24 protein-coding genes are annotated in these 22,084 nt (G+C 43.1%); 5 read left to right on the top strand and 19 right to left on the bottom strand.

The window, feature by feature from the left end:
• Window positions 1-83 precede the first annotated feature (83 nt).
• The 4 genes from HNR44_RS02345 to purU all read right to left on the bottom strand — a co-directional run bounded on the left by HNR44_RS02345 (window position 84) and on the right by purU (window position 4,318).
• Window positions 84-812 carry a metallophosphoesterase family protein gene (locus HNR44_RS02345; protein WP_184402512.1) on the bottom strand — a complete coding sequence of 243 codons (729 nt, stop codon included), beginning with the start codon at window positions 810-812 and terminating at the stop codon, window positions 84-86.
• A 203-nt stretch (window positions 813-1,015) separates the two neighbouring features.
• Window positions 1,016-1,948, bottom strand: coding sequence for an alpha/beta hydrolase (locus HNR44_RS02340; RefSeq protein ID WP_184402511.1), 933 nt, complete (start codon window positions 1,946-1,948; stop codon window positions 1,016-1,018).
• 165 nt (window positions 1,949-2,113) lie between these two features.
• On the bottom strand, window positions 2,114-3,328 hold the full coding sequence (locus HNR44_RS02335) for a Bcr/CflA family efflux MFS transporter (protein ID WP_184402510.1): 1,215 nt from the start codon (window positions 3,326-3,328) through the stop codon (window positions 2,114-2,116).
• A 120-nt stretch (window positions 3,329-3,448) separates the two neighbouring features.
• Window positions 3,449-4,318, bottom strand: coding sequence for a formyltetrahydrofolate deformylase (gene purU, locus HNR44_RS02330; RefSeq protein ID WP_184402509.1), 870 nt, complete (start codon window positions 4,316-4,318; stop codon window positions 3,449-3,451).
• A gap of 118 nt (window positions 4,319-4,436) precedes the next feature.
• On the opposite strand from purU, the gene HNR44_RS02325 reads away from it, so the two are divergent.
• Window positions 4,437-4,616, top strand: a complete 180-nt coding sequence (locus HNR44_RS02325) for a small acid-soluble spore protein H (protein ID WP_184402508.1) — start codon at window positions 4,437-4,439, stop codon at window positions 4,614-4,616.
• Between the two features lie 177 nt (window positions 4,617-4,793).
• On the opposite strand, the gene HNR44_RS02320 is transcribed toward HNR44_RS02325, so the two are convergent.
• The gene (locus HNR44_RS02320) at window positions 4,794-6,329 is read right to left on the bottom strand and encodes an AbgT family transporter (RefSeq protein WP_184402507.1); all 1,536 of its coding nucleotides are present in this window, start codon (window positions 6,327-6,329) and stop codon (window positions 4,794-4,796) included.
• 380 nt (window positions 6,330-6,709) lie between these two features.
• The gene (locus HNR44_RS02315) at window positions 6,710-7,180 is read right to left on the bottom strand and encodes a YndM family protein (RefSeq protein ID WP_184402506.1); all 471 of its coding nucleotides are present in this window, start codon (window positions 7,178-7,180) and stop codon (window positions 6,710-6,712) included.
• Window positions 7,181-7,388: 208 nt separating this feature from the next.
• On the opposite strand from HNR44_RS02315, the gene HNR44_RS02310 reads away from it, so the two are divergent.
• Together HNR44_RS02310 and HNR44_RS02305 are read left to right on the top strand one after the other, a co-directional pair.
• Window positions 7,389-8,816: an aldehyde dehydrogenase family protein gene (locus HNR44_RS02310; protein ID WP_184402505.1), complete on the top strand. Its 1,428-nt coding sequence runs from the start codon at window positions 7,389-7,391 to the stop codon at window positions 8,814-8,816.
• Window positions 8,817-9,096: 280 nt separating this feature from the next.
• Window positions 9,097-9,630: a TraR/DksA C4-type zinc finger protein gene (locus HNR44_RS02305; RefSeq protein WP_184402504.1), complete on the top strand. Its 534-nt coding sequence runs from the start codon at window positions 9,097-9,099 to the stop codon at window positions 9,628-9,630.
• A 26-nt stretch (window positions 9,631-9,656) separates the two neighbouring features.
• Here HNR44_RS02305 and cobA read toward each other — a convergent pair whose 3' ends face one another.
• The 9 genes from cobA to HNR44_RS02260 form a co-directional block, all read right to left on the bottom strand.
• On the bottom strand, window positions 9,657-11,057 hold the full coding sequence (gene cobA, locus HNR44_RS02300; protein WP_184402503.1) for a uroporphyrinogen-III C-methyltransferase: 1,401 nt from the start codon (window positions 11,055-11,057) through the stop codon (window positions 9,657-9,659).
• Window positions 11,058-11,111: 54 nt separating this feature from the next.
• Complete coding sequence (cysC, locus tag HNR44_RS02295; protein WP_184402502.1) at window positions 11,112-11,711, bottom strand: adenylyl-sulfate kinase; 600 nt, start codon at window positions 11,709-11,711, stop codon at window positions 11,112-11,114.
• 27 nt (window positions 11,712-11,738) lie between these two features.
• On the bottom strand, window positions 11,739-12,884 hold the full coding sequence (gene sat, locus HNR44_RS02290) for a sulfate adenylyltransferase (RefSeq protein ID WP_184402501.1): 1,146 nt from the start codon (window positions 12,882-12,884) through the stop codon (window positions 11,739-11,741).
• A complete protein-coding gene (locus HNR44_RS02285; RefSeq protein ID WP_184402500.1) occupies window positions 12,881-13,618 on the bottom strand; it encodes a phosphoadenylyl-sulfate reductase in 738 nt (245 codons plus the stop codon). The genes sat and HNR44_RS02285 overlap by 4 nt, the downstream gene beginning before the upstream one ends.
• Before the next feature lie 156 nt (window positions 13,619-13,774).
• Window positions 13,775-14,542 (bottom strand): alpha/beta fold hydrolase, encoded by a 768-nt coding sequence (locus HNR44_RS02280; protein ID WP_184402499.1) that lies wholly within the window; start codon window positions 14,540-14,542, stop codon window positions 13,775-13,777.
• A 217-nt stretch (window positions 14,543-14,759) separates the two neighbouring features.
• A complete protein-coding gene (locus HNR44_RS02275; protein ID WP_184402498.1) occupies window positions 14,760-15,113 on the bottom strand; it encodes a DUF1516 family protein in 354 nt (117 codons plus the stop codon).
• A 128-nt stretch (window positions 15,114-15,241) separates the two neighbouring features.
• Window positions 15,242-16,255: a class I SAM-dependent methyltransferase gene (locus tag HNR44_RS02270; RefSeq protein WP_184402497.1), complete on the bottom strand. Its 1,014-nt coding sequence runs from the start codon at window positions 16,253-16,255 to the stop codon at window positions 15,242-15,244.
• A 293-nt stretch (window positions 16,256-16,548) separates the two neighbouring features.
• Window positions 16,549-17,166, bottom strand: a complete 618-nt coding sequence (locus HNR44_RS02265; RefSeq protein WP_246406929.1) for an SCO family protein — start codon at window positions 17,164-17,166, stop codon at window positions 16,549-16,551.
• 189 nt (window positions 17,167-17,355) lie between these two features.
• The gene (locus HNR44_RS02260) at window positions 17,356-17,838 is read right to left on the bottom strand and encodes a glutathione peroxidase (RefSeq protein WP_343069334.1); all 483 of its coding nucleotides are present in this window, start codon (window positions 17,836-17,838) and stop codon (window positions 17,356-17,358) included.
• A gap of 141 nt (window positions 17,839-17,979) precedes the next feature.
• Here HNR44_RS02260 and pdxK point away from each other — a divergent pair, with 141 nt between their 5' ends.
• Complete coding sequence (gene pdxK, locus HNR44_RS02255; protein ID WP_184402496.1) at window positions 17,980-18,813, top strand: pyridoxine/pyridoxal/pyridoxamine kinase; 834 nt, start codon at window positions 17,980-17,982, stop codon at window positions 18,811-18,813.
• A gap of 138 nt (window positions 18,814-18,951) precedes the next feature.
• Here the strand turns inward: pdxK and HNR44_RS02250 are convergent, their stop codons facing one another.
• The 3 genes from HNR44_RS02250 to HNR44_RS02240 all read right to left on the bottom strand — a co-directional run bounded on the left by HNR44_RS02250 (window position 18,952) and on the right by HNR44_RS02240 (window position 20,202).
• Window positions 18,952-19,209 carry a UPF0158 family protein gene (locus HNR44_RS02250; RefSeq protein WP_343069412.1) on the bottom strand — a complete coding sequence of 86 codons (258 nt, stop codon included), beginning with the start codon at window positions 19,207-19,209 and terminating at the stop codon, window positions 18,952-18,954.
• Window positions 19,210-19,216: 7 nt separating this feature from the next.
• Window positions 19,217-19,366, bottom strand: coding sequence for a hypothetical protein (locus HNR44_RS02245; protein ID WP_184402495.1), 150 nt, complete (start codon window positions 19,364-19,366; stop codon window positions 19,217-19,219).
• Between the two features lie 275 nt (window positions 19,367-19,641).
• Entirely contained in the window at window positions 19,642-20,202 is a 561-nt protein-coding gene (locus HNR44_RS02240; protein ID WP_184402494.1) for an NADPH-dependent FMN reductase, read from the bottom strand.
• Between the two features lie 174 nt (window positions 20,203-20,376).
• Here HNR44_RS02240 and fumC point away from each other — a divergent pair, with 174 nt between their 5' ends.
• On the top strand, window positions 20,377-21,765 hold the full coding sequence (gene fumC / locus HNR44_RS02235; RefSeq protein ID WP_184402493.1) for a class II fumarate hydratase: 1,389 nt from the start codon (window positions 20,377-20,379) through the stop codon (window positions 21,763-21,765).
• Between the two features lie 38 nt (window positions 21,766-21,803).
• Here fumC and HNR44_RS02230 read toward each other — a convergent pair whose 3' ends face one another.
• Entirely contained in the window at window positions 21,804-21,986 is a 183-nt protein-coding gene (locus tag HNR44_RS02230; protein ID WP_184402492.1) for a hypothetical protein, read from the bottom strand.
• Window positions 21,987-22,084: the final 98 nt, after the last annotated feature.

Raw genomic sequence — 22,084 nt, 5'->3', positions numbered from 1 at the left:
GACGATATAAACCCCGCATAATTGTAGCCCAACCATGCGGGGCCCCTACATACCTGAACCCTCTCCAAAGGCTTTTCCCCTCTTTAAGAAGGGGGGCGCGCTTCCTGAATCACCTTGCTCATTACGTCTGTATTCGGATAATCCTGATCTACATATTGCTGAACGACTTTTTGTACATCATAAGGGACTCTCTCAATGCTTACTCGATAGCGATCCTCTTCTATTTCTACTAAAAGATAGGAAGCTTTCGTTTGTCCATCAAAGGGCAAGCCAACACTACCCAGGTTTGCCACACACTTTCCATCGATGTAGCGTACATATGGCAGGTGAATATGGGCGTATAAGTATAAATCTGCTTCTTTTTGACTGAAGATCGTTTCTCTTATATGGGCCGGCTCAGCATGCGGAAGAACCACTTGGAATAAGCTATCAGGTGTAGCATGGAAAGTGTGCAATTTCAAGTGTGAGTTTAACTCCCAATGAAACTGCGTAGGGAGTTCCTTAAGGTAATTCAAGTCGTTTTCATCCATTTGAGATACGGACCAGTCCCGTTCGTTATTCATCATAGCGAGTGCCTGATCAGGGACCTCTCCTTCTTTTACCCCTCGTACCATCCATTCGTCAGCATTCCCTTTTAGTACCGGACTGTCTAATGAACGGATTCGATCCAATGCTTTTTTGGGCTCAGGACCTCGAAAACATATATCCCCCATTACAGCAATACTTTGCACATTATGTTTCTCAATATCGGCTAACACGGCGTCTAAGGCAACCGCATTCCCATGAATGTCCGAAATAAATGCCATTTTCATTTCAAAGGCCTCCTTTCATAAAATGAAACGTCCATCAGAGGGGGGTTCTTCATCCCTTCTGATGGTTAGTTGAACGAATCAGGGTGTTAGTCGCCCGTAAAACTCCCTCTTACGGGGTTGAAGCGGGGGTTTTACGAGCGCTTACCACCGGGATAAAATCTTTCTTTTACTTTATCAAACCTGAAGGTTGTTAAAAAGGAAGACTAGGTTAAGCTTTTTCTCAACTCAGCGCACATTTCATCTAAGCTTTCTTGGGCTCGTGGAACAACCTGGTGAAAATTAACAAATCCATGGGGCATATCTTCTTCCATCTTATAGGAAACGTCTACGCCTAATTCCTGTAACTTCCTGGCATAATCTTTACCACTATCAAGAAGAGGATCATACTTGGCGGTGACAATATGGGTTTTAGGAAGCTTTGCTAAAAGGGGCGAAAACAATGGTGATACATCGGGATTTCGTGGATCAGTTTCCGGTGTTATATACTGTCGAAAAAACCATTTCATTAATTCAGGTGTTAAAACAGGTCCCTTTTCATTATCTCTATGGGAAGCTGGTCTGTTTTCTTCATTCCCTACAGACGGGTAAATCAGCAGCTGAAAGTACACGGAAGGTTCACTGCTTTCAATGGATTTTACAGTTGTAACAGCCGCTAAGTTCCCCCCAGCACTGTCTCCTGCAACAGCAATTTTTTCTTTAATAATTCCTAACTCGTTCGCGTGCTCAGAAATCCACACAAAAGAATCATACGCATCATTTACCGCTGCTGGGAATGGATGCTCTGGAGCTAGTCGATAGTCAACAGAGATGACTGCTGCTTTCACGCGATTGGCAATCGAACGACACACCGAATCGTGAGTATAAATATCGCCTATCACAAATCCACCACCATGATAGAAAATAATAGCTGGTAACGGTTCCTCAGAAGCTTGGCGATACATCCGAATAGGGATATTCCTGCCCTTCAATGCAAGTGTGTGGTCTTCAACCCGATCCACAGATTCGCCGTTTGGCATCTGTTCTAAACTTTTCCGCATACCTTCGCGAAGCAAATGAGGCGTTCGTTTAACGTCGTCAAGACCAACGTTCATATCAGCGTACTGGAGAACTTCTTTCATCGTTGCATCAATGTTCATTTTATTCTCCCCTTCCAAGATGTACACCCATCACTCAATATTTGCATCTTGAGATTTATTGCCTTTCACCCGTATCAGACAATATCATACGGGTGAGCAGATTCACGCATTCACTTCAAATCGTTTTTCATATACATCAACATTACAGAACGTTTATTCTCGATTTCAAGCTGCTTCTTGCATTTTTTCTTCACTTTGTGCCAGCTTAAAGAACGAAACCATGCCAGCGAGACAAGTAATAAACATGGCTGCGCCCATCGGTACAGCCGTTTCTTCATTAATGCCAACGAGCGGAGCAACCCCCGCGCCGATCAATAGCGGCAACATTCCAAGCAATGCGCTGGCACTTCCAGCGCGATGTCCCTGCTTGGCAATCGCTAGCGTAAAAGACGTTGTTAAAATCATCCCCATACAAGTCATATAGATAAAAATAGGAGCCACAATCATAAAAAGCGGACCTTCAATAACTGTCATCATAAGCAACAAAGCCGTTGCACATGTAGCAGTGATCACAGCGGTACGCAGAAATGTTCGTTCTTGGATGACCCCTGAAAATCGACCCACTAGGAAACTTCCGATAATAATAGCTGCTCCATTTATCCCGAACAGAATACTAAACGCCTGCGGAGAAACGTTATAGATATCCTGGTAAACGAAGGGCGTTCCTGCAACATACGCGAAACTTCCCCCGTGAATAAACCCTAGGGTAAGTGCGTATCCAATGAATGAACGATCTTTACACAAATTACCGATCGTTCGAACCGTATGCCCGAGATTGCTCGGCATTCGCTTTTCAACCGGCAATGTTTCTTCTAGCTTCCATGAAATGATGGTAACAATCATGAGCCCCAAGAAACTAAGAAAGTAAAAAATGGATCTCCAGTCCGCAAACGGAATCAATAAAATCCCACCGCCAGCAACCGGGGCCAGCATAGGCGCTACCGCATTAATCACCATTAACAAAGCAAAAAACTTCGTTAAAGCAGTCCCGCTAAAAACATCACGCACAACCGCACGCGAAATTACGATCCCGGCGGCGGCTGTAAAACCTTGGAGAAAACGGCCAATAATTAATGTCGTAATATTCGGGGCAAGTGCACACAGAAAAGAAGCTAACGCAAATAAAAGTATGGAAATAATGAGCGGCTTCCGTCTCCCCTGTGCATCACTAATCGGACCAATAAAGACCTGACCGACACCAAGACCAATTAAACAGGCGGTCAAGCTCAACTGCACAAGCGAAGCGCGTGCCTCCAAATCATCCGATATTTCTGGAAAGCTTGGTAAGTACATATCAATGTTTAGGGGGCCCAACACGGCCAGCATGCCAAGTAATATCGCTAATCCAATACGTTGTATTCCTGTAGGGTTATGTAACACATGAAAACGACCTTTCATAGATTCGAACTGTCTGTAAAATAAGGCGGCTCCACTTCATCCATTCATCTTTTCTGAAAAAGACAAGCAGCCACAATAGCCACTTGTCCCCCTGCATCCTTTTTACGCAAACACAATCGTCTTATTTCCATGAACCATCACTTTATCTTCTACATGCCAGGCAACCGCTTGTGCAAGCACACTCTTTTCTACATGTCGGCCTGCAATCTTCAAATCATCTGCTGTATATCGGTGATTTACACGTTTAACATCCTGCTGAATAATGGGCCCTTCATCTAAGTCGTTGGTTACATAGTGGGCTGTAGCTCCAATCAGTTTTACTCCGCGGTCAAACGCTTTATGATAGGGATTCGACCCAATAAAAGCCGGGAGAAACGAATGGTGGATATTTATAATTTGGTTTTCATAATGAGAGACAAATTCAGGGGATAAAATTTGCATATACCTAGCCAATGCTATAAAATCCACTTTTCCTTCCAACAGCTGTAACGCCTTTGTTTCCGCCTCATCTTTTGTTTCCGGTGTCACAGGGATATGATAATAAGGGATGCCGTACGCTTCGACTTCATCTTTGAAATCCGGATGATTGCTAATGATCATCGGTATTTCAACCGGAATTTCCCCTGATTTAGACCTCCATATAAGCTCCATCAAACAATGATCCATTTTCGAAACAAAGACGGCCATCCGACTTGTCTTCCTGTAGCTACTTAATCTCCAATTCATGGAGTATTCCTCACCCATTATTTCTAAATCCCTTTTTAAATTCTCAAAGGAATGATCATAATCTTCCAGTTCAAATTCGACACGAAAAAAGAAAATCCCCTCACGTGGATCGGTGGTGTGCTGATCCACATGGGCAATATTTGCTTTATTATGTAGCAAGCCATTCGTAATCGCGGAAATGATCCCTGGATGCTCTGGACAAGAAAGTAATAAAACGGCACGGTTTTTACTCGTCGTTGAATACATAAGGCTCAACCTCCAGTCTCATTTATATAGAGTTTACTACAATTCCCTTCTTAACTCTACAGCATAATCCATGTCGTTATGCTTATACTACAAAAAACAGAAAAAGGAGGGAACAAAAATGGATGAACAGCGAGCCCAAGCAATCGCGAATTCCCCGGATATGAAACATGTTACTTATGAAGGGACCCCGATCTATATTCAACATGTGGACACAGAAAATAGCACAGCCCGAATTTACCCCCTGGACCAACCTGAGCAGGAGCAAAGTGTATCAGTAGACAGCTTAGAGGAACATTGAGTAAACAGTTGAATAAAGACTAGAGTGATTCCGGTTGAACCGAATTCACCTGCTTATACCTTGAATGTGAGCACAAGCGCTAATGATTTTTAAACATACCTAAAATCCGGATTCACGAATTTCAAACGAAAAAGACCCCTTGATTAGCAGCTAAGCTCTGGGGTCTTTTCATTAAAACTAAGGGTTGTAATAAATCGGAGCGTTCGGGCCAAGGTCAATACCCAGAAATATCCATACAAATAAGAGAATTGTCCAGGTAATTAAGAAGAAAATCGAGAATGGTAACATTGTCGAAATAAGGGTCCCGATGCCCACTTTCTTATCGTATTGCTGGGCAAAAGCGATAATAATGGCAAAATACGTCATTAATGGCGTAATGATATTCGTTGCTGAATCAGCTACGCGATAAACAGCCTGAGTAAGTTCCGGGGAATATCCAATCTGCATCATAATCGGAACAAAGACCGGAGCCAGCATTGCCCACTTCGCTGACGCACTGCCGATTAACAAATTAATTAAAGCGACCAGGATAATGAAGCCGATAAGAACTGGGAAGCCATCTAGATTCAGATTGCTTAGAAGTTCTCCGCCGTAAATGCCAATAATCGTTCCTAAGTTGGTTTCATTAAAATAGGCAACGAACTGACCGGCGGTAAACGCAAGAACGATGAACATTCCCATTGATGCCATCGTGTCGGTCATCTGATTGGCGACATCTTTATCGCTTTTAATTTCTTTTGTGACAATCCCGTACACAAGCCCGGGGATCAAAAATAAAAAGAGTAATACAACAACGAGTGAATCCATGAATGGTGAGTCAATAATTGGCTGCGGTCCTTCTCCCCGCATTGGCCCCCATTCCGGCACGACTAGCAGGCTCATTAAACCTGCGCTTACTAGTAAAGATAGTACAGACCAAAGGATACCCTTTTTCTCAATCGGCTTTACGTTCTCTAGCTCACCGGTGTAATCTCCTTTATAAGTGCCTAAACGCGGCTCCACAATTTTTTCTGATACCCATGTACCTACGAACGTTAACACAATCGTAGAAACGATAATAAACCAGTAGTTCATCGCGATGTTCATCGTTTCCGCATAGGCAGGGTCAATGGTTGCGGCAGCTTGAGTTGTAAGTTCCGCAAGCATAGGATCAGTCGCAGAAAGGAATAAATTGGCACTAAAACCTCCGGAAACCCCAGCAAACGCTGTCGCTAGCCCGGCAAGTGGATGGCGGCCAAGAGCAGCATATAATACCGCGCCGAGTGGCGGGAGAACAACATAACCAGCGTCTGACGCAACGCTGGACATAATCGCTGCGAAGACTAAACCAGCTGTCAAAAGCCGTTTGGGGATGGAGAGAACGAAGCCCCGCAAGGCTGCACTAATCAAACCGCTGCGTTCACAAACTCCAATCCCAATCATCGTTGCAAGGACCACTCCGAGCGGCGCAAAGCCGATAAAGTTATCAACCATGCTAGAGAAAATATACTCTATCCCCTCACTGGAGAGTAAGTTAAATACTTCTAACGTTTCCCCAGGCTCTGCTGGATCCTCAACAACTACATCGAAACTCGCAACAATAGCTGAAGCAATCATCACAAGTATAGCTAAAATCGCAAATAATGTAATAGGATGCGGAAGCTTGTTCCCGACTTTCTCGATTACATCAAGAAATCGTTGAAACAAGCCCTTTTTCTCGACTGTCTCAGCCATACACATGTCCCTTCTTTCTATTCAGATATTTTTGAACGATGATAAATGCATAACGAACGGGTAGAGTTTATCACACCTTAATTGCAAATTCAGCAAAAAATCTATGGAAATCTCACGAAAAAAGCAGAGGATTATGGTACTGAATGATAACATCAAATAAGTATGTTCAATTTTTCGCGGACGGTTCCTCGTTCTATTGCCTCTTCGGAAGAAGGGGAAGCAAGTGAAAAAATGGCTCGTTGATGTTTAACAAAATGCGACATCTGGCAATTCTTCAGGCGTAACGATTTCGCGCTTTTCTAACACCGGAGATCGAGGGCATCGTCTTCCTTTATGACAGAAATTCTCAAGCTAAGGGGGTAGCTTGAGAATTTCTTCTTCTACTGCTGTTTTTTCATATTTTTTGGATCTTTAGTCGCTAATCTTTCCTCTAAGTCTTCTCCAAACTCCGTTTGCATATCTCCTCCTCTTTCAGGCGGCGGGCGTTCTTCTGAAGTTGTACGCGATTCATTAAATACTTGTTTTTTCATATACCTGTGGAAAAAGTACTCTCCAATCGCAATAATAAAGGCGGCGGTTAATGAGACTATCCACAGCCCTTCATATGGGCCAAATAGCCAATACCCTAATACGTACACGCCTATCCACGCAAGTACAAAATCTGCAATCGTCGCCGTGACATTTGTAATTCGTGGTAATATAAACATATCACCCAAAAATGAAAGTCCCGTATAAATGACACTTAAAATCAAAACATCCGTAAACGGCAGTCCGAAAAAAGCTCCCACGACAATAGATAATATAACTGTAATGATGACCAGTTTAAGGAGCAATGCTTTTATTACGTCCATCCTGTTTTCTCCCCCCTTTATTGTTTCCGCATCACAACATTCTGCCTTATTATTCTGTCCATTTTCCTTGCCCTTACCCCTTGTCGAAGGTATTGGCAATATTATGACATTTACTTGTATGTTTAGAAACCTATTGAACCCTGTGTTTAAACTTAGCACCCGTTCGGGTACATAAATATATATAAGCTCAAATAAAGGAGATATAAACATGCGCAATTATACAAAACATTATATTAATGGCGAATGGGTGGAATCTACGAGCACTGAGACAATGGACGTGATCAACCCGGCAACGGAAGAAGCGACAGGTCGAATCAGCTTAGGCACGCAAGAGGATCTGGATCGTGCGGTTCGAGCAGCGCGTGATGCTTTTCCTTCGTTTTCCACAACATCAAGGGAATATCGCGCGGATCTACTAGAAAAAATTGCTAAAGAATACGAAAGACGTAAAGACGAATTGGTCGAGGTCATGACCGAGGAGCTCGGTGCACCTGTTAAACTTTCAGAAAAAGTTCATTATAATATGGGCTTACAGCACTTTAAACAGGCTGCAGAGCAGCTTCGGAAATTTGAATTCACGGAAAGGCGCGGAGATACGCTAATTAAAAAAGAACCGATAGGCGTCAGTGGATTAATTACACCGTGGAACTTCCCAACGAATCAAACCTCAACAAAACTCGCAGGTGCGTTCGCAGCAGGAAGTACAGTTGTTCTTAAACCAGCCGAACTTACTCCATATGCGGCCATTCTTTTAGCCGAAATTTTTGAAGATGCCGGGGTACCCAAAGGAGTCTTTAATCTCGTGAATGGTACAGGTGAAACGATCGGAAACGGTATCAGTTCCCATCCAGACATTGATTTTGTATCGTTTACAGGTTCTGGCGGCGTTGGTACGAAAATCTCAGAAAACGCAGCTAAAGACATTAAAAAAGTGGCTCTTGAACTTGGCGGAAAATCGCCACTCGTCATTCTGGATGATGCTGATGTAAAAGCAGCTGCTAAAAATGCGGTTTCCAATGTCGTTATGAACACTGGGCAAGTTTGTACAGCGGCTACTCGTACACTTATCCCAAGATCCATGCATGATGACTTTATAGAAGCTGTTCAAGAGGTACTACCGCATTTCCCAGTCGGTGACCCGCAAAATGACAGTAATTTCGTCGGCCCCCTTGTTGCTCAGAAGCAGTGGGACCGTGTACAAGGATATATTGAAAAAGGGATTGAAGAAGGAGCCAACCTTGTGACAGGTGGTACCGGCAAACCCGAAGGTCTTGAGAAAGGCTACTATGTTAAACCGACTGTTTTTACCGATGTTAAAAACGATATGACCATTGCTCAAGAAGAGATATTCGGTCCGGTCATGTCTGTGATTGCATATGATGACCTCGATGAAGCCATCGATATTGCCAATGATACGATCTATGGTCTAGCTGGTTATGTATTTGGGGGTGACGAAGAGACCTTACAAGACGTTGCTCACCGCCTTGATGCAGGTAGTATCACCATTAACAATCCCAAAATGGACTTCTCTGCACCATTTGGAGGCTATAAACAATCTGGCATTGGCCGTGAATGGGGGGACTTCGGTATTGATGAATACCTTGAGGTGAAATCCATCCTGGGAATGCCGTCATAAAAGTGCCTCCAAAAAGCCCTTCTCTTGCCTAACCATGAGGTTGGGCAAGTTTTTCATGAGGTGATCATATGCTTGAAAAATTACGCGATGCGTTCAAGAAAAAACGCTGTTATTTTTGTAAGATGACAACTCCTTATATGCGAAATTATTTTGATGAGAATAATGAAAAAGCCGTCGTCTGTGAAAAGTGTTTAGAGTACGCGGAAAGACGGGCATTTAGAAGAATATAATCACCAAAGCTGTTTAATGATAAGCAAAACAGCACATGGAGAGGGATAATATGCTTACCAAAGATCAGATCAATAAACTTCAGGATCGATTGCTCGAAATGAAAAAAGAACATGAATCACATTTACCTGGAGAAGAAAACAGAACAGACGAAGAAACAGGAGAACTTTCAAATGCTGATAATCATCCTGGTGACCAAGGAACTGAGCTTCATGAAAGGGAAAAAGACGTCGCGTTAGAAAATCAGTCCAGAGAACAGCTCCAACAAGTTAATCAGGCTTTAGAAGCGATTGATGAAGGAACGTACGGGCGTTGTGAAATTTGCGGCGAAAAAATCCCTTATGAACGATTAGAGGCAGTTCCAGAAACGAGTAGATGTGTCCATCATGCAGATCAAACGTCTAATGCCTACAGACCGGTAGAGGAAGATTATATGGGGGCTTCAGAAGCAGCTAATGACGTTGAGTCAGTGGTCTTTGATGATGAGGATACATGGGATACTGTGAGCGAGCATGGAACGTCGCAAACACCTTCAGATTTGCCAGAATCAAATATAGATTATAGCAATAATAACAAAGATCATTAAAAACCCGAGGGGGCTTTCCTCTCGGGTTATGTCGTCTGCAATGTACGGGCCATAAGCACAGATATTAATTCTTCCGTACTTGTACCGTCCGTTTGCCTGTCAATGTTTATATTTTGAGCTTGTAGAGCATCAGCCGTATCTTTACCAGCTGCAACAACCGTCTTATCGACACACCATCTCGCCAGGCCGCCTTTCAGATGTTGATTTAATGTGTCTACTTCCTGGAAAGATGTAAACAAGATCGTATTGATCCATTCTCCCTCTTCAAGACGTGCAAACACCTCTTCTTTGACAACAGAAGACTCACGTTTAGCGATCTGCCAGTGTTCACCAATCACATCGGCCCCGGTTTTACTTTCAATCGTTAGCTCTACTTCTCCCTCTCCATCATCAGGAGGGAGACCATTCGCTGCCAACGCTCTATTTGTCCCCTCATTTTCTCCTGTTACATAAGATGGCAACATGCGAAAGTCATATCCTTGATTCTTCCAATATTGTAAAAATAACGGAACACTTTCTTTATCTGCAAAATGCACACGTTGATAAGCCGTTAAAGCAAGGGGGAGCTTAGGAGGGCGGATCGTTACATTCTCCTTTGGATATGAAAATACATGTGCCCCTAAACGTTTCATTTCATTTTTTGCACCTTCTTGCCCATTACTTGCCCACATCATGCTTGTTCCTTGAAGGGGCAACTGTTCAAACCACTGTAAATGTAAATGCATTTTCGCCGTCTCTCCCACAATGACAAGCGCCGGATTGGTGATCCCTTTTTCATCTACGTCATTTGCGATCGACTGAATCTGGCCGTTGATTACCCGCTGTTTCGGCGTTGTTCCCCATTGAACGACGGCCACTGAACCTGCGGGATCCCAACCTTCAGCGATCAAACGTTCCATCCAATAGGGGAGGTTGTGCATCCCCATGTAAAAAATTAACGTGTCTGCCTGTGGGATGACGACTTCAGACAAAGGCACATTTTTTCGGCAATGGCCAGTGACAAAAGCAACACTCGTGCTTAAAGAACGATAGGTGGCTGGAATGCCAGCATAGGCAGCACCTGCAAGCCCCGCAGTAAGACCTGGGACAATTTCGTAAGAGACACCTGCATGACTCAATTCTTCTGCTTCTTCCCCGAGATGGGCAAATACCCCAGGGTCTCCGCCCTTCAAGCGAACCACCCGCTTCCCTTGATGAGCGTAATCCATAAGCATTTCTTGAATCCGAGACTGCCGAACGGCCTTCCCTCTAGGAATTTTTCCGCAATAAATTCGTTCTGCTTCTTCCTTTGTATGCTCTAACAACAATGGGTGCACGAGGCGGTCATATACAATCACATCAGCCTTTTCCAATAATGTCTTCCCTTTTTCCGTGATCAGACCCGGATCCCCAGGACCGGCTCCAACAATCGCTACATTACCTTCCATATCGTGCACCTCCTTATAAGACAGTGAGCGCCGCCTATTGAAAGGCGACGCCTGTCATTCATTCTGCAGCAGTGGGGCTAACTTTTCGATGAGATCTTGTACGTTTTCTTCGCTTGTACGCTCTCCGGTTCTTAATGTTACCTCCGGGTTACGCGGCAGTTCATAAGGGGCACTTATCCCAGTAAATGATGGAATTTCTCCACTGCGTGCTTTTTTATATAAGCCTTTCGGATCCCTATCCTCACACGTTTCAAGCGGGCATTCAACAAAGACTTCAATGAAGCGTCCTTCGGGAAGCAGCTCGCGAGCTTTAGCTCGATCTGTCTCATAAGGGGAAATGAAGGCCGTACTTACGATCGTGCCGGCATCCACAAACAAATGGGCAACCTCACTAATGCGACGGATATTTTCCTCACGATCTTCGGCAGAAAAACCAAGATCCTGATTTAATCCATGGCGAATGTTATCTCCATCCAAAACGTAACTGCGGTATCCACGATCATAGAAATAACGGTCAACCGCATTGGCTAGTGTTGATTTTCCGGAGCCAGATAAGCCTGTAAACCATAGCACAAAGCCAGGGTGCCCGTTCTGCTTTTCTCTCTCTGCTTTTGTGACAGCCGTCTCGTGCCAAACGATATCTGAATTAGCCAATGTATAACTTCCTTTCTATGACGGCGTTTATTGAGGAACTTCTGATTTGTACGCATCCATAAGAACTTCCACAACTTCTCTGCGGCTAAATTCCTTTGGCGGCGCTTCTTGATTCTGGAGCATTTCTCTTACTTTTGTCCCTGACAAAATAACATGTTCTTCATTCGAATGTGGGCATGTTTTTGCCGTTGCCATTTGTCCGCAAGCCTTGCAATAAAAGCTATGTTCAAAATAAAGCGGAGAAATTCCGAGCTCTTCAACGGAAAATTGCTTAAGCATTTCCTGCGCTTCGTATGTTCCATAATAATCGCCGACACCCGCATGGTCACGTCCAACGATAAAGTGTGTACAACCGTAATTCTTTCGGACAAGCGCATGAAAAATCGCTTCGCGTGGACCAGCATAGCGCATAGCCGCTGGGAATACTGAAAGTTTTACGCGTTCTTGTGGATAATATCGAGACAGGAGCACTTTATAGCTTTTCATACGTACATCCGCAGGAATATCACCTTTCTTCGTCGCTCCTACGAGGGGGTGCAACAACAGACCATCGACCGTTTCAAGTGCGGTTTTCTGAATGTATTCATGGGCACGATGAACAGGATTACGAGTCTGAAAACCAACAACCGTTTTCCAATTCTTCTCGACAAATACTGCCCTTGTTTCCTCAGGTGACAGGGCTTCTGCTTCAAATAATCCATGTTCTACAGGGCGTGTTAGAGTGATCTCCCCACCTACATAGAGTTCTGGTCGTGTGTAGACTTGATTCACCCCGGGATGTGCGTCGTCACTTGTTTTATAGACCTGTGCCGCCTCTACTTCTTTGTCGGGGCGATAAATATCAGCAATATTGATCCAGCCATACGGCACGCCATCTTTTTCCAGAACTGCTGGTTGCCCAATGGTTAATTCGGATCCCAGAGATTCTGTAACGGGTAAAGTAATCGGTAAGCTCCATAAGAGACCATTTTCCAATTTCATAGATGATACCACTTGCTCGTAGTCGGCCTGGGTCATAAATCCAGTAAGGGGCGAATAGGCCCCATTTGCAATTAGTTCAAGATCTGCTAATGCCACATCATCTAGCGGAATATGAATCGCGTTTTCGGGTAATTCGCCCCCATACTGACGTCGATCTACCAATGTTCCTCCATGTGGAATACTTGTTGTCATACTTCATCCTCCCTTTCACTTTCTGCAGGCCAATGGAGTCCGCATTCCGTTTTTTCCATGCCGCTCCATCTTCCGGCTCGCTCATCGCCCCCATCAAGAACTTTCGCGGTACAAGGAGCGCAGCCAATACTTGGATAATTTTCCTCATGTAATGGATTGTAGGGCAAGTTATTTTTATAGATGTAGTCCCAGACCTCATCTTGTGTCCAATGAATAAGCGGGCAGATTTTTAACAAAGAAAAACGATGATCCTTCCCTATAAATGGAGTATGTGCCCGCGTCGGTGACTGCGCCCGCCGCAACCCGGAAATCCAGGCAGTGTATTTAGACAACTCCTTTTGAAGCGGTTCAAATTTACGCATAGCACAGCACTGATCCGGATTCCGCGCCCATAAACGGTCCCCGTATTTCTCCTTTTGTTCCTCAACGGTATTTTCAGGAAGCAACGCCTTTATGTTTAACGTAGAAAAGCGTTCCCGGACGTCATTAAGCAACGCATACGTTTCCTTGAAATGCAAACCGGTATCGAGGAAAATGACATTTGCCCCTGGATGAACTTGCTCAATTAAGTCAAGAAGCACCATTCCTTCTGCTCCCAGGCTACAAGAGTAAACGAGCTCATCCCCAAACGTTTCATAAGACCAGGTCAACACATCTTTTGCACTTTTATCCATTAATACCTGATCATTTAAATGTTGAATGTCTTGATCGGTGAGTGTCGAAATCGTAAGCATGTTCCATGCCCCCTTCGATCTTTTGAAAAACCGACGTCTCCATCCTCTGAAAAGTAAAGATTCATTTAATACTAACTAAGTTCATCGGATTTATAAGAATCTATGTGATTATTTTATGCAGAAATAACATAAAAGTCAATACACATTTATCCTAATTTACTCGATAAATTGAATGATAGACTCATTAACCGCATCTGATTGATCAAGATTTGTGCCATGCTGTGCGTCTTTGATCAAAATGAACTTACTTTTAGGGATTTCATCCACCATTATTTTTTGTTGGCGAAGCATCATTCTATCTTGATCTCCACAAAGAAGGAGAGTAGGACAGGAAATTTTCTTTAGATCGTCCCGGCTTTCCATCTGTATGACCGCTTGCCATACCCGCTTCCATTCCTGTTTGGGGATCATAGCTGTAGCTGATTCAATATAGAAACGATTGTTAGGATTCAATGTGGATTGTTTTTTTCCCTTCATTTTGCCGATCCTTTTCATCGAAAGAACCTGAAGCCATAACCGACTCAAGGGCAAGGAAAATTTCTCCCAAAGATTAAAACGATTGGTAAAAGGCGTTCCAATCAAAATAAGCTTCTCGACTCGATCAGGGTATTTCACCGCGGTTTGTAAGGAAATATGCCCACCTAGGGAATGACCACACAATATCGCCTTTTCCACCTGTAAATGATCTAAAAGTGCAATCAGGTCGCGGCTGAAACTTGAATGACCCACCCTCCCTTGCGGCAGGCTAGAATATCCATGCCCGCGCAGATCCCAAACAATCACCTTATACCCTTTTGAAAAGTATTTCACTTGATTTACCCACTGTTCATGATTCCAAGAAGCACCGTGTGTAAAAATAAGAGCTGGCCCTTTCCCACGCATACTGTAATAGATATCAGTCCCGTTCACGCTATAATATGGCATGACTTCGTCCCCTCTTTTTCATGTTTGTACGTTACACTCTTCGCTAGCTCTAATTAGATTTAGGATATTACACGAGAAGGTAAACCAGAAGTTAAACGACCTGTGACACAAAGCGCACATCTCATAGCTGGTGCAAGGATACTAATCTTGCGATGTTGGAAAAGGAAGAGATAAAAAAAGCCATGTGGAAACATTAACATCCACACGGCTTTTTTTCTTAAAATGAAATAACACCAAAACCAAGTAATACCACCAGAATAAGAGTAATGACAACGAGCGTAAACACAACCGCTGTTTTTTCTCCCCGTCTCGTTTTGGCAAGAGTCATTTCTATAAATCCAATAAGAAGAATAGCTAAAATGCCTTTGACAATGTACATGGCCATAAAGTTATATTCAATGAGAAGGCCAACCCCGGTTACAATCATAATGAGATAAAATAGATACAATATGATGTGCAGGATTCTACCACCCGTGTTCTTGCCTGCCCGGTACAAAGAGTACGCGATCAGAAACAAAATAGGCACAAATGCCCATGACCCCTGGTGTGAGGCGAATAACATATCGAACATACTTGTCACCCTTTCTGAAATTCCTAAAAATTACAGGATACCCATTCCTTATACCCTGTCTATTCTCATGTTACACATGATTTACCTTTTAGTATAGAAAGGATTTATGAACGGTGTATGAACAATGATCAGATTACAGATTTTTCCTGAGCCACTATCCCATTATGGACTTTGATATATCCGTGCCGCTTAATGTCCAAGCCATTTTCATACATGTAGAGCCCCATCTGTTCAACTGTCATCAACTCACGATACGTATGGTTCATTACATCTGCCATGATTTCGTAATACAATTTAGATCGAAGCTGCACGCGCGGCGTCGTCATTATGATATAACCTCCCGGTTTTAAATACTTCCGGTGCCATCCCACAACCTCTGGTTTCATCTCATCAGGAAAATGTTCCAGCATTCCCACACTGAGAACAATGTCAAACTCACGTCCGAAAGAAAGATTGCGAATGTCTTCGACAAGATATGTCGTGTGAAAATCTTCTTTGTAATAGATACGATATCCACCGGTCTGTTCGTTCGTCCCTAAAAATGGATAAGAATTAGGAAATTCTTCAAATCGGGTGTCTTTGCAAAATGGATCATAATCTACGAATACAATCTCCCCACCCGGGTACATTGCTGCCAGTTGCATCGCTTCATAACCCTCTGCTGCACCAAGAAAAAGAATTCTTGGCTTTTTCACATCAAGTCCTTCAAATAAGGCTCTTTTTCCACGCGGATCCCAGATACCATCTTGAATTCGATGTACGTAGTTCCAAAGATGAATACGGGAGATATTCCCTAATGCTGCTTTTACCTTGTTAGGATGAAACGAACCCAAACTCCGTATAAATTCTTTCTTCGCTGCACTCATCTCAGCAGGAACATCTTTTACAAACCAGGAATGGAACGAACGATTGAACATCGTCCAGGACGTGTAGACAGGCAATGCCTCGTTATGCTCTTTCTCCCAATCTTTTTTCTCTTGTGCAAACGAATGGACGATATAAGGATTGCCGACATTTTTCCACCTCAATTGTGACCAATCATTCACCGTATTTAAAGATACGAATTTGTTATACTCTTTCTTCGAAAACTCTCGAAGATCTTCGCGATACGAAGGTTTGAGCGTCGAATAGTGATTGATCATCACGTCCCCCTTTTTTGAAATCCAACCTATATATATGAGTATTAGAGTGTTTTTTTACTCCTTTGACACTTTAAAAATCCTGGATTGTGTTTTCTCTTCTCATCACTGCCTTGGTTGATATTAAACTGAAATTCTTAAACCCTACATTCGAGCTCCTTTGTTAGAAAACTTGGCTTTTCGCCAAGCTTTTATGGCGAAAGCCTTAGTTGCACTTATGCAGGTAAGAAAGTTGATTTATACTTTCTTACCTGCAAAAAAAGAACAAGCCACAACTGGCTGTTCTTTTTTCGTCTTTATTCATTTCCTGTTAAAGCTCTTAAATCTTCCAAAATCGGATCGGTATTTACATCTAATCCATCATATCGCTGAATAACCTGCCCTGTATCATCTACTAAAAAGATGTCGGTGGAATGGACGATGTCCTCCTCGTCAGTTGCTGGAACGACAGTGCTATTGAATGTGCTGGTTGCAAATTCTTCCACATCCCCATAGCTATAACCCGTAAGAAAATTCCAGTTCGAATAGTCAGCTTCGTATTGATCTCCATAATCCTTTAACCGTTCTGGTGTGTCATACTCTGGATCTACGGTAAACGAAACAAGGTTAACATCAATATCTTCCATAGCCAAATCAGTCTGTAACTGTGTCATATTAGGAGTCATTAAATTACAAACAGTTGGACAACGAGTAAAAATCATGTTGACGAGCGTATACTCCCCTTCTAAATCCTGGTTCGTGACTACCTCATTGAACTGGTTGGTGTACGAGAAATCATGTAGATTTAATCCATATTCCTGTAGATCATCTCCATTCTCTGCAGCCGTTTCAGTCGCTTGATCCAGCCAACCACACCCCGACACCGTTATTAACAAGACGATACTGAACACCCACATCCATGTCCTTTTTTGCAAGTGACTTCCTCCTTTGATTGTATTCCCTATTTGCAAAATGTAGACGGGTCTTTACTTTGAGGAATATGCAAATGCTTGGCAACTATGTCTGTTTACGGACAAGAATATTTATATTCTTGGAGAAAAGCCATCTCTTTGAATCGCAGAAAACAGTGCCGAACAAAAAAACCGCCGCGGGACTCTCTCCCATCAGCGGTTTACTGCTTCTTGAATGTCACTTTCTATTTTATCTGGATCGGTTTTTGGTGAGTAACGGTTTAATACCGTTCCGTCACGTCCAACGAGAAATTTTGTGAAGTTCCATTTTATTTTATTTGAACCTACACCTTTTGATTCCTCCGTTAAATGTTGAAATAAAGGGTCAATGTCTTTACCGCGGACCATTGTTTTCTTAAATAAAGGAAAGGTCACTCCGTATTTTTCTTGAAAATGCTCGGGTATTTCTTCATCCCTTAATGGTTCCTGATTCATAAACTGATTACTCGGAAACCCTAAAACGTAGAAACCTTGTTCTTGATAACGTTCATATAATGTTTGCAAAGCATTCAATTGCGAGGCAAATCCACACTTACTCGCCGTGTTCACAATAAGAAGGACATTTCCTTCATACAGCCGTAAAGAATGTTTACCTTTATCCATGGATTCAACTTTCATATCATAAATACTCATCATTCAGCCTCCTTATGTAACTCATACCCGTACGTATTACTCATCAATCACTGTAAGTTGTCCAAAGATGGATATTAGGCTTATAATAGAGAAAAATAGAAACAACGTCCTATTCACGAGAGGCGTTCAAGGAGGAGTATAAAGATGTCCATTCAAAGAGCGTTAACGATAGCCGGCTCTGACTCAAGTGGTGGCGCCGGTATCCAAGCAGATCTAAAAACTTTCCAGGATCTTGGCGTGTATGGCATGAATGCATTAACGACCATCGTTGCCATGAAACCCGAAGGTTGGGATCATCAAGTGTTTCCACAAGATGTAAAAACGGTTGAAGCACAGCTGGAAACGATCCTTTCGATCGGTGTTGATGCCATGAAGACCGGCATGCTCGCCTCCGTTGATGTCATAGAATTGGCCGGCCGAAAAATCGAAGAGTATGATTTAAAACAAACCGTCATTGACCCTGTCCTCGTTTGTAAAGGAGAGGATGAAGTTCTCCATCCTGAAACCGCTGATGCCTTGAGAGAAGTACTCGTCCCAAAAGCTCTCATCGCTACCCCGAATTTATTTGAAGCATCTCAGCTTGCACAAATGAAAACGATTACCACCATCGACGGGATGAAAGAAGCTGCCGCACGCATCCATGAGAACGGTACAACGTACGTGGTTGTCAAAGGCGGCAAGCAGCTTGAACATGATCAGGCCATTGATATCGTCTACGATGGCAAGGAATTTAAACGGCTTGAAACAGAAAAAATTGATACCACTTATAACCACGGCGCCGGATGTACGTTTGCAGCGGCGATTACAGCTGAACTCGCCAAAGGCAAAAATGTACACGACGCCATCGAAACCGCCAAACAATTCGTCACAGCCGCCATCACCCACGGATGGCGAATGAATGAGTACGTAGGCGCTGTCTGGCACGGTGCATACCGTGAATACGGAAATGAAACGAAAATTCAAAAACAGGAAGTGTGAAAGATGCCGTCCTGAAAAAAGGGCGGCATCTTTCTTTCAAAGAGCGTTGAAGCTGATCTTCGTTTACCTTTCTCATATTCCTTGTTTATTCTCTATAGGAAATATCATTATCTTCACACCACTGTCTGGCAACTGGATCTACTGTTGTTCTTGGTAATCGTACCATTCATCTGCCACATTCAATTCAATAACAAGATCTTTAAACCTGCGAAATGCTCCCTTTCCCTGGATGGTCCGCGCTAATTTCTCTTGCTTGTGCTCGCTTTCCAGTGTAGCTATGAACGTTTCCATTAGATGATAGTCGTTGATTTCAAATCCTTCTGGTACAGGGACATACGTATCAAAATCGTCGATGATGGCATCCTCTAACTGCCGTTCTTCCTTGTGCCATTCTATCTCTTCATCATGCGGTTCTTCGTTTTTCAGCTTTTCCTAACGTCGATTCAAAAACCACTTCAATTTCCCCCGTCTTCCTATTAACAAATTGCTTCGCTTCATCGGAGTCAAAATCGGTGGCAATGGCTAATTCTTTCAAATTGACAGTACTTTTCAATTTATATTCTCCTTTATACTTAGTAAAACTCATCCTCAAGCATAAAAAATATAGATTTTCACGTTCGAACTCTGCCATTCGCCTCAATTTCATTGTGATCCGTTTAAGTTAGGTCTGAAAAAGGAAAAAGATGATAAAAACCATTAAGGGAAGGTGTCATAATTGATCAGAACTATACTCATGATCATTGGAGCTATTGTTGTCATTAGCTTTATTCTTAGTTTGATTTAATAATAGAAAGCTGGGCGCTAGAATAACTTTCGCCCAGCTTTCTATTATTTACCCTTATCATCAATCCACTTCGTAAAAGACCTCAACGACGATTTGACCCTCGCACTTGTATCTTCATCAGTGATATCACCATTTTCCCCTATTTTTTGATTTGCAAATGATATAAATACGCTTGGCTTCTGCATGACCAAAGAGCCGGCAGCAGTGAGCGATTGTTTCACCTGTTGTTGTGAAAAAGCGGTACCGAGCATGGTTGGAGAGGCACCAGTGACTGCTGCAGGAAGATTTTTAAGTACGTTATGGTTAGCGTCACTCCCTGCCCAATCAATTGCATTTTTCAAGACCCCTGGCATACCTTGATGATACTCGGGGGTCACGATGAAAAGGCCATCACTTTCAGTGAGTGCGTGTTTAAAAGCATTAACGACCTCCGGATCCCCACCCGTTTCCAAATCTCCATTGAAAAGCGGTAAAACCGATAAGTCATACGTATGGATGGTTACATGGTCTTCACTCATTTCTGTTGCTGCTTTTAATATATGACGATTGAAAGAGTTCCGGCGTAAGCTTCCACTAATCCCCAATATGTTGAATTGTCTTGTCAATATCATCACTCTCCTCTCTATTTATCCCTATATTTCCCTACCCTCTTTCCTTTAAAACAAATCTATGTTTATTGTATTTTTCTTTTCAAGCGTTTCGAACCTTTTTTACAGATTGAAAGTGGTTTATGATTAGAAGGGGGCACATACTTACGCTAAATTCTAGGAGAGATGTTCATGGATTATCGTATTGAAAAAGACACACTCGGAGAAATGCAAGTACCTGCAGACAAGCATTGGGGTGCACAAACCGAGAGAAGTTTGCGTAACTTTCCAATCGGTAAAGAACACATGCCGCAGGAAGTTGTATACGGCTTCGCCATATTAAAAAAATCAGCTGCACGTGCCAATGAAAGTCTCGGCAATTTAGATCATGACAAAGCGTCAGCCATTGCTCAGGCTGCCGATGAGGTGATAGCTGGTGAATGGGATTCTCATTTCCCGCTCGTCGTATGGCAAACCGGAAGCGGAACGCAATCGAACATGAATATGAATGAAGTTCTTGCACGCCGCGGAACGGAGATTCTGAAAGAAAAAGGAAAAGATGCAGCTATTCATCCCAATGATGACGTGAATCGTTCCCAAAGTTCGAACGATACGTTCCCTACAGCGATGCACATCGCCGCTGTTTCCGAAATCAATCACAAGCTCCTCCCTGCCTTACAAACCTTAAAAAACACGCTTACTGAGAAAGCAGCGCAATTTCAAGACATTATTAAAATTGGGCGGACGCACCTGCAAGATGCCACCCCACTTACGGTCGGCCAAGAATTCAGCGGTTGGGAAGAAATGTTGCGTAAAAGTGAAAAAATGATCTCAGAAAGCATCGTTCACTTAAATGATCTGGCCATTGGGGGCACGGCCGTTGGAACAGGCATCAACGCCCACTCTGAATTCGGTAATAAAACAGCTGCATTCATTAGCGAAGAAACAGGTTTGTCGTTTCGATCCGCCCCTAATAAATTCCATGCCTTAACGAGTCACGATGATACTACCTATGCACACGGTGCTTTAAAAGCACTTGCCGCAGACTTAATGAAAATTGCCAACGATGTTCGCTGGTTATCAAGCGGGCCCCGCTCTGGAATTGGCGAGTTGACAATTCCAGCAAACGAACCAGGAAGTTCCATCATGCCAGGAAAAGTAAACCCGACCCAAAGTGAAGCACTTACCATGGTTAGTGCTCAAGTCATGGGGAACGACGCTACCATTGGTTTCTCTGCCAGTCAGGGGAATTTTGAGCTGAACGTTTTCAAACCCGTGATCATTTACAACTTCTTACAGTCAACCCAATTGCTTACCGATGCCATGCAATCTTTCCACGACCGTTGCATGGTTGGTATTGAACCGGAAAGAGGCAACATCGCGGCACACGTGAAAAATTCTTTAATGCTCGTTACCGCATTGAACCCGCACATCGGTTATGAAAAAGCAGCGGCCATCGCTAAAAAAGCTCACGAAGAAGGCTTAACGCTAAAAGAAGCAGCGATTCATAGCGGTGAATTGACCGAAGAACAATTTAATGAATGGGTCGATCCATCAAAAATGGTTCATCCTTCCGAATAAACAAGGCCCCGTCGGTCATAATGGCTGACCGCGGGGCTTTACATATACTCATCATACGTAAAACGAACGACGTATTTCTCGTTTTTTAATTGAATAATTTCAACGAGTGGACCGATCTCATACCCATTATTCCAGTTTTCTTCCAATTTAGCCTTCACACATCCGGCTTGAAATTTGGACCGGAAGGTTTGTTTCCAGTATATCCAACGTGGTGTAGACATATATGAATTCCCCTTTTATCTCACTTGCATTTTCAATGTAAAAGCACTCATTAAGCATTACTACCCATGGTAACATATTCAATCATCTCCGCAGAGTT

Source organism: Geomicrobium halophilum (assembly GCF_014207655.1).
Classification (GTDB): domain Bacteria; phylum Bacillota; class Bacilli; order Bacillales; family Marinococcaceae; genus Geomicrobium; species Geomicrobium halophilum.
The sequence above is the reverse complement of the archived record's forward strand: the minus strand, read 5'-3'. Positions and strand labels throughout refer to the sequence as shown.

What these genes read in the sequence shown, in the direction of transcription:
- HNR44_RS02285 (WP_184402500.1), bottom strand. Translation starts at nt 13,618, where the DNA reads ATGCTTACGATTTCGACACTCACCGATCAAGACATTCAACATTTAAAT.
- HNR44_RS02320 (WP_184402507.1), bottom strand. Translation starts at nt 6,329, where the DNA reads ATGGCTGAGACAGTCGAGAAAAAGGGCTTGTTTCAACGATTTCTTGAT.
- HNR44_RS02325 (WP_184402508.1), top strand. Translation starts at nt 4,437, where the DNA reads ATGGATGAACAGCGAGCCCAAGCAATCGCGAATTCCCCGGATATGAAA.
- cobA (WP_184402503.1), bottom strand. Translation starts at nt 11,057, where the DNA reads ATGGAAGGTAATGTAGCGATTGTTGGAGCCGGTCCTGGGGATCCGGGT.
- HNR44_RS02270 (WP_184402497.1), bottom strand. Translation starts at nt 16,255, where the DNA reads ATGATCAATCACTATTCGACGCTCAAACCTTCGTATCGCGAAGATCTT.
- fumC (WP_184402493.1), top strand. Translation starts at nt 20,377, where the DNA reads ATGGATTATCGTATTGAAAAAGACACACTCGGAGAAATGCAAGTACCT.
- HNR44_RS02340 (WP_184402511.1), bottom strand. Translation starts at nt 1,948, where the DNA reads ATGAACATTGATGCAACGATGAAAGAAGTTCTCCAGTACGCTGATATG.
- HNR44_RS02315 (WP_184402506.1), bottom strand. Translation starts at nt 7,180, where the DNA reads ATGGACGTAATAAAAGCATTGCTCCTTAAACTGGTCATCATTACAGTT.
- HNR44_RS02230 (WP_184402492.1), bottom strand. Translation starts at nt 21,986, where the DNA reads ATGTCTACACCACGTTGGATATACTGGAAACAAACCTTCCGGTCCAAA.
- purU (WP_184402509.1), bottom strand. Translation starts at nt 4,318, where the DNA reads ATGTATTCAACGACGAGTAAAAACCGTGCCGTTTTATTACTTTCTTGT.
- sat (WP_184402501.1), bottom strand. Translation starts at nt 12,884, where the DNA reads ATGACAACAAGTATTCCACATGGAGGAACATTGGTAGATCGACGTCAG.
- HNR44_RS02280 (WP_184402499.1), bottom strand. Translation starts at nt 14,542, where the DNA reads ATGCCATATTATAGCGTGAACGGGACTGATATCTATTACAGTATGCGT.
- pdxK (WP_184402496.1), top strand. Translation starts at nt 17,980, where the DNA reads ATGTCCATTCAAAGAGCGTTAACGATAGCCGGCTCTGACTCAAGTGGT.
- HNR44_RS02305 (WP_184402504.1), top strand. Translation starts at nt 9,097, where the DNA reads ATGCTTACCAAAGATCAGATCAATAAACTTCAGGATCGATTGCTCGAA.
- HNR44_RS02275 (WP_184402498.1), bottom strand. Translation starts at nt 15,113, where the DNA reads ATGTTCGATATGTTATTCGCCTCACACCAGGGGTCATGGGCATTTGTG.
- HNR44_RS02345 (WP_184402512.1), bottom strand. Translation starts at nt 812, where the DNA reads ATGAAAATGGCATTTATTTCGGACATTCATGGGAATGCGGTTGCCTTA.
- HNR44_RS02310 (WP_184402505.1), top strand. Translation starts at nt 7,389, where the DNA reads ATGCGCAATTATACAAAACATTATATTAATGGCGAATGGGTGGAATCT.
- HNR44_RS02260 (WP_343069334.1), bottom strand. Translation starts at nt 17,838, where the DNA reads ATGATGAGTATTTATGATATGAAAGTTGAATCCATGGATAAAGGTAAA.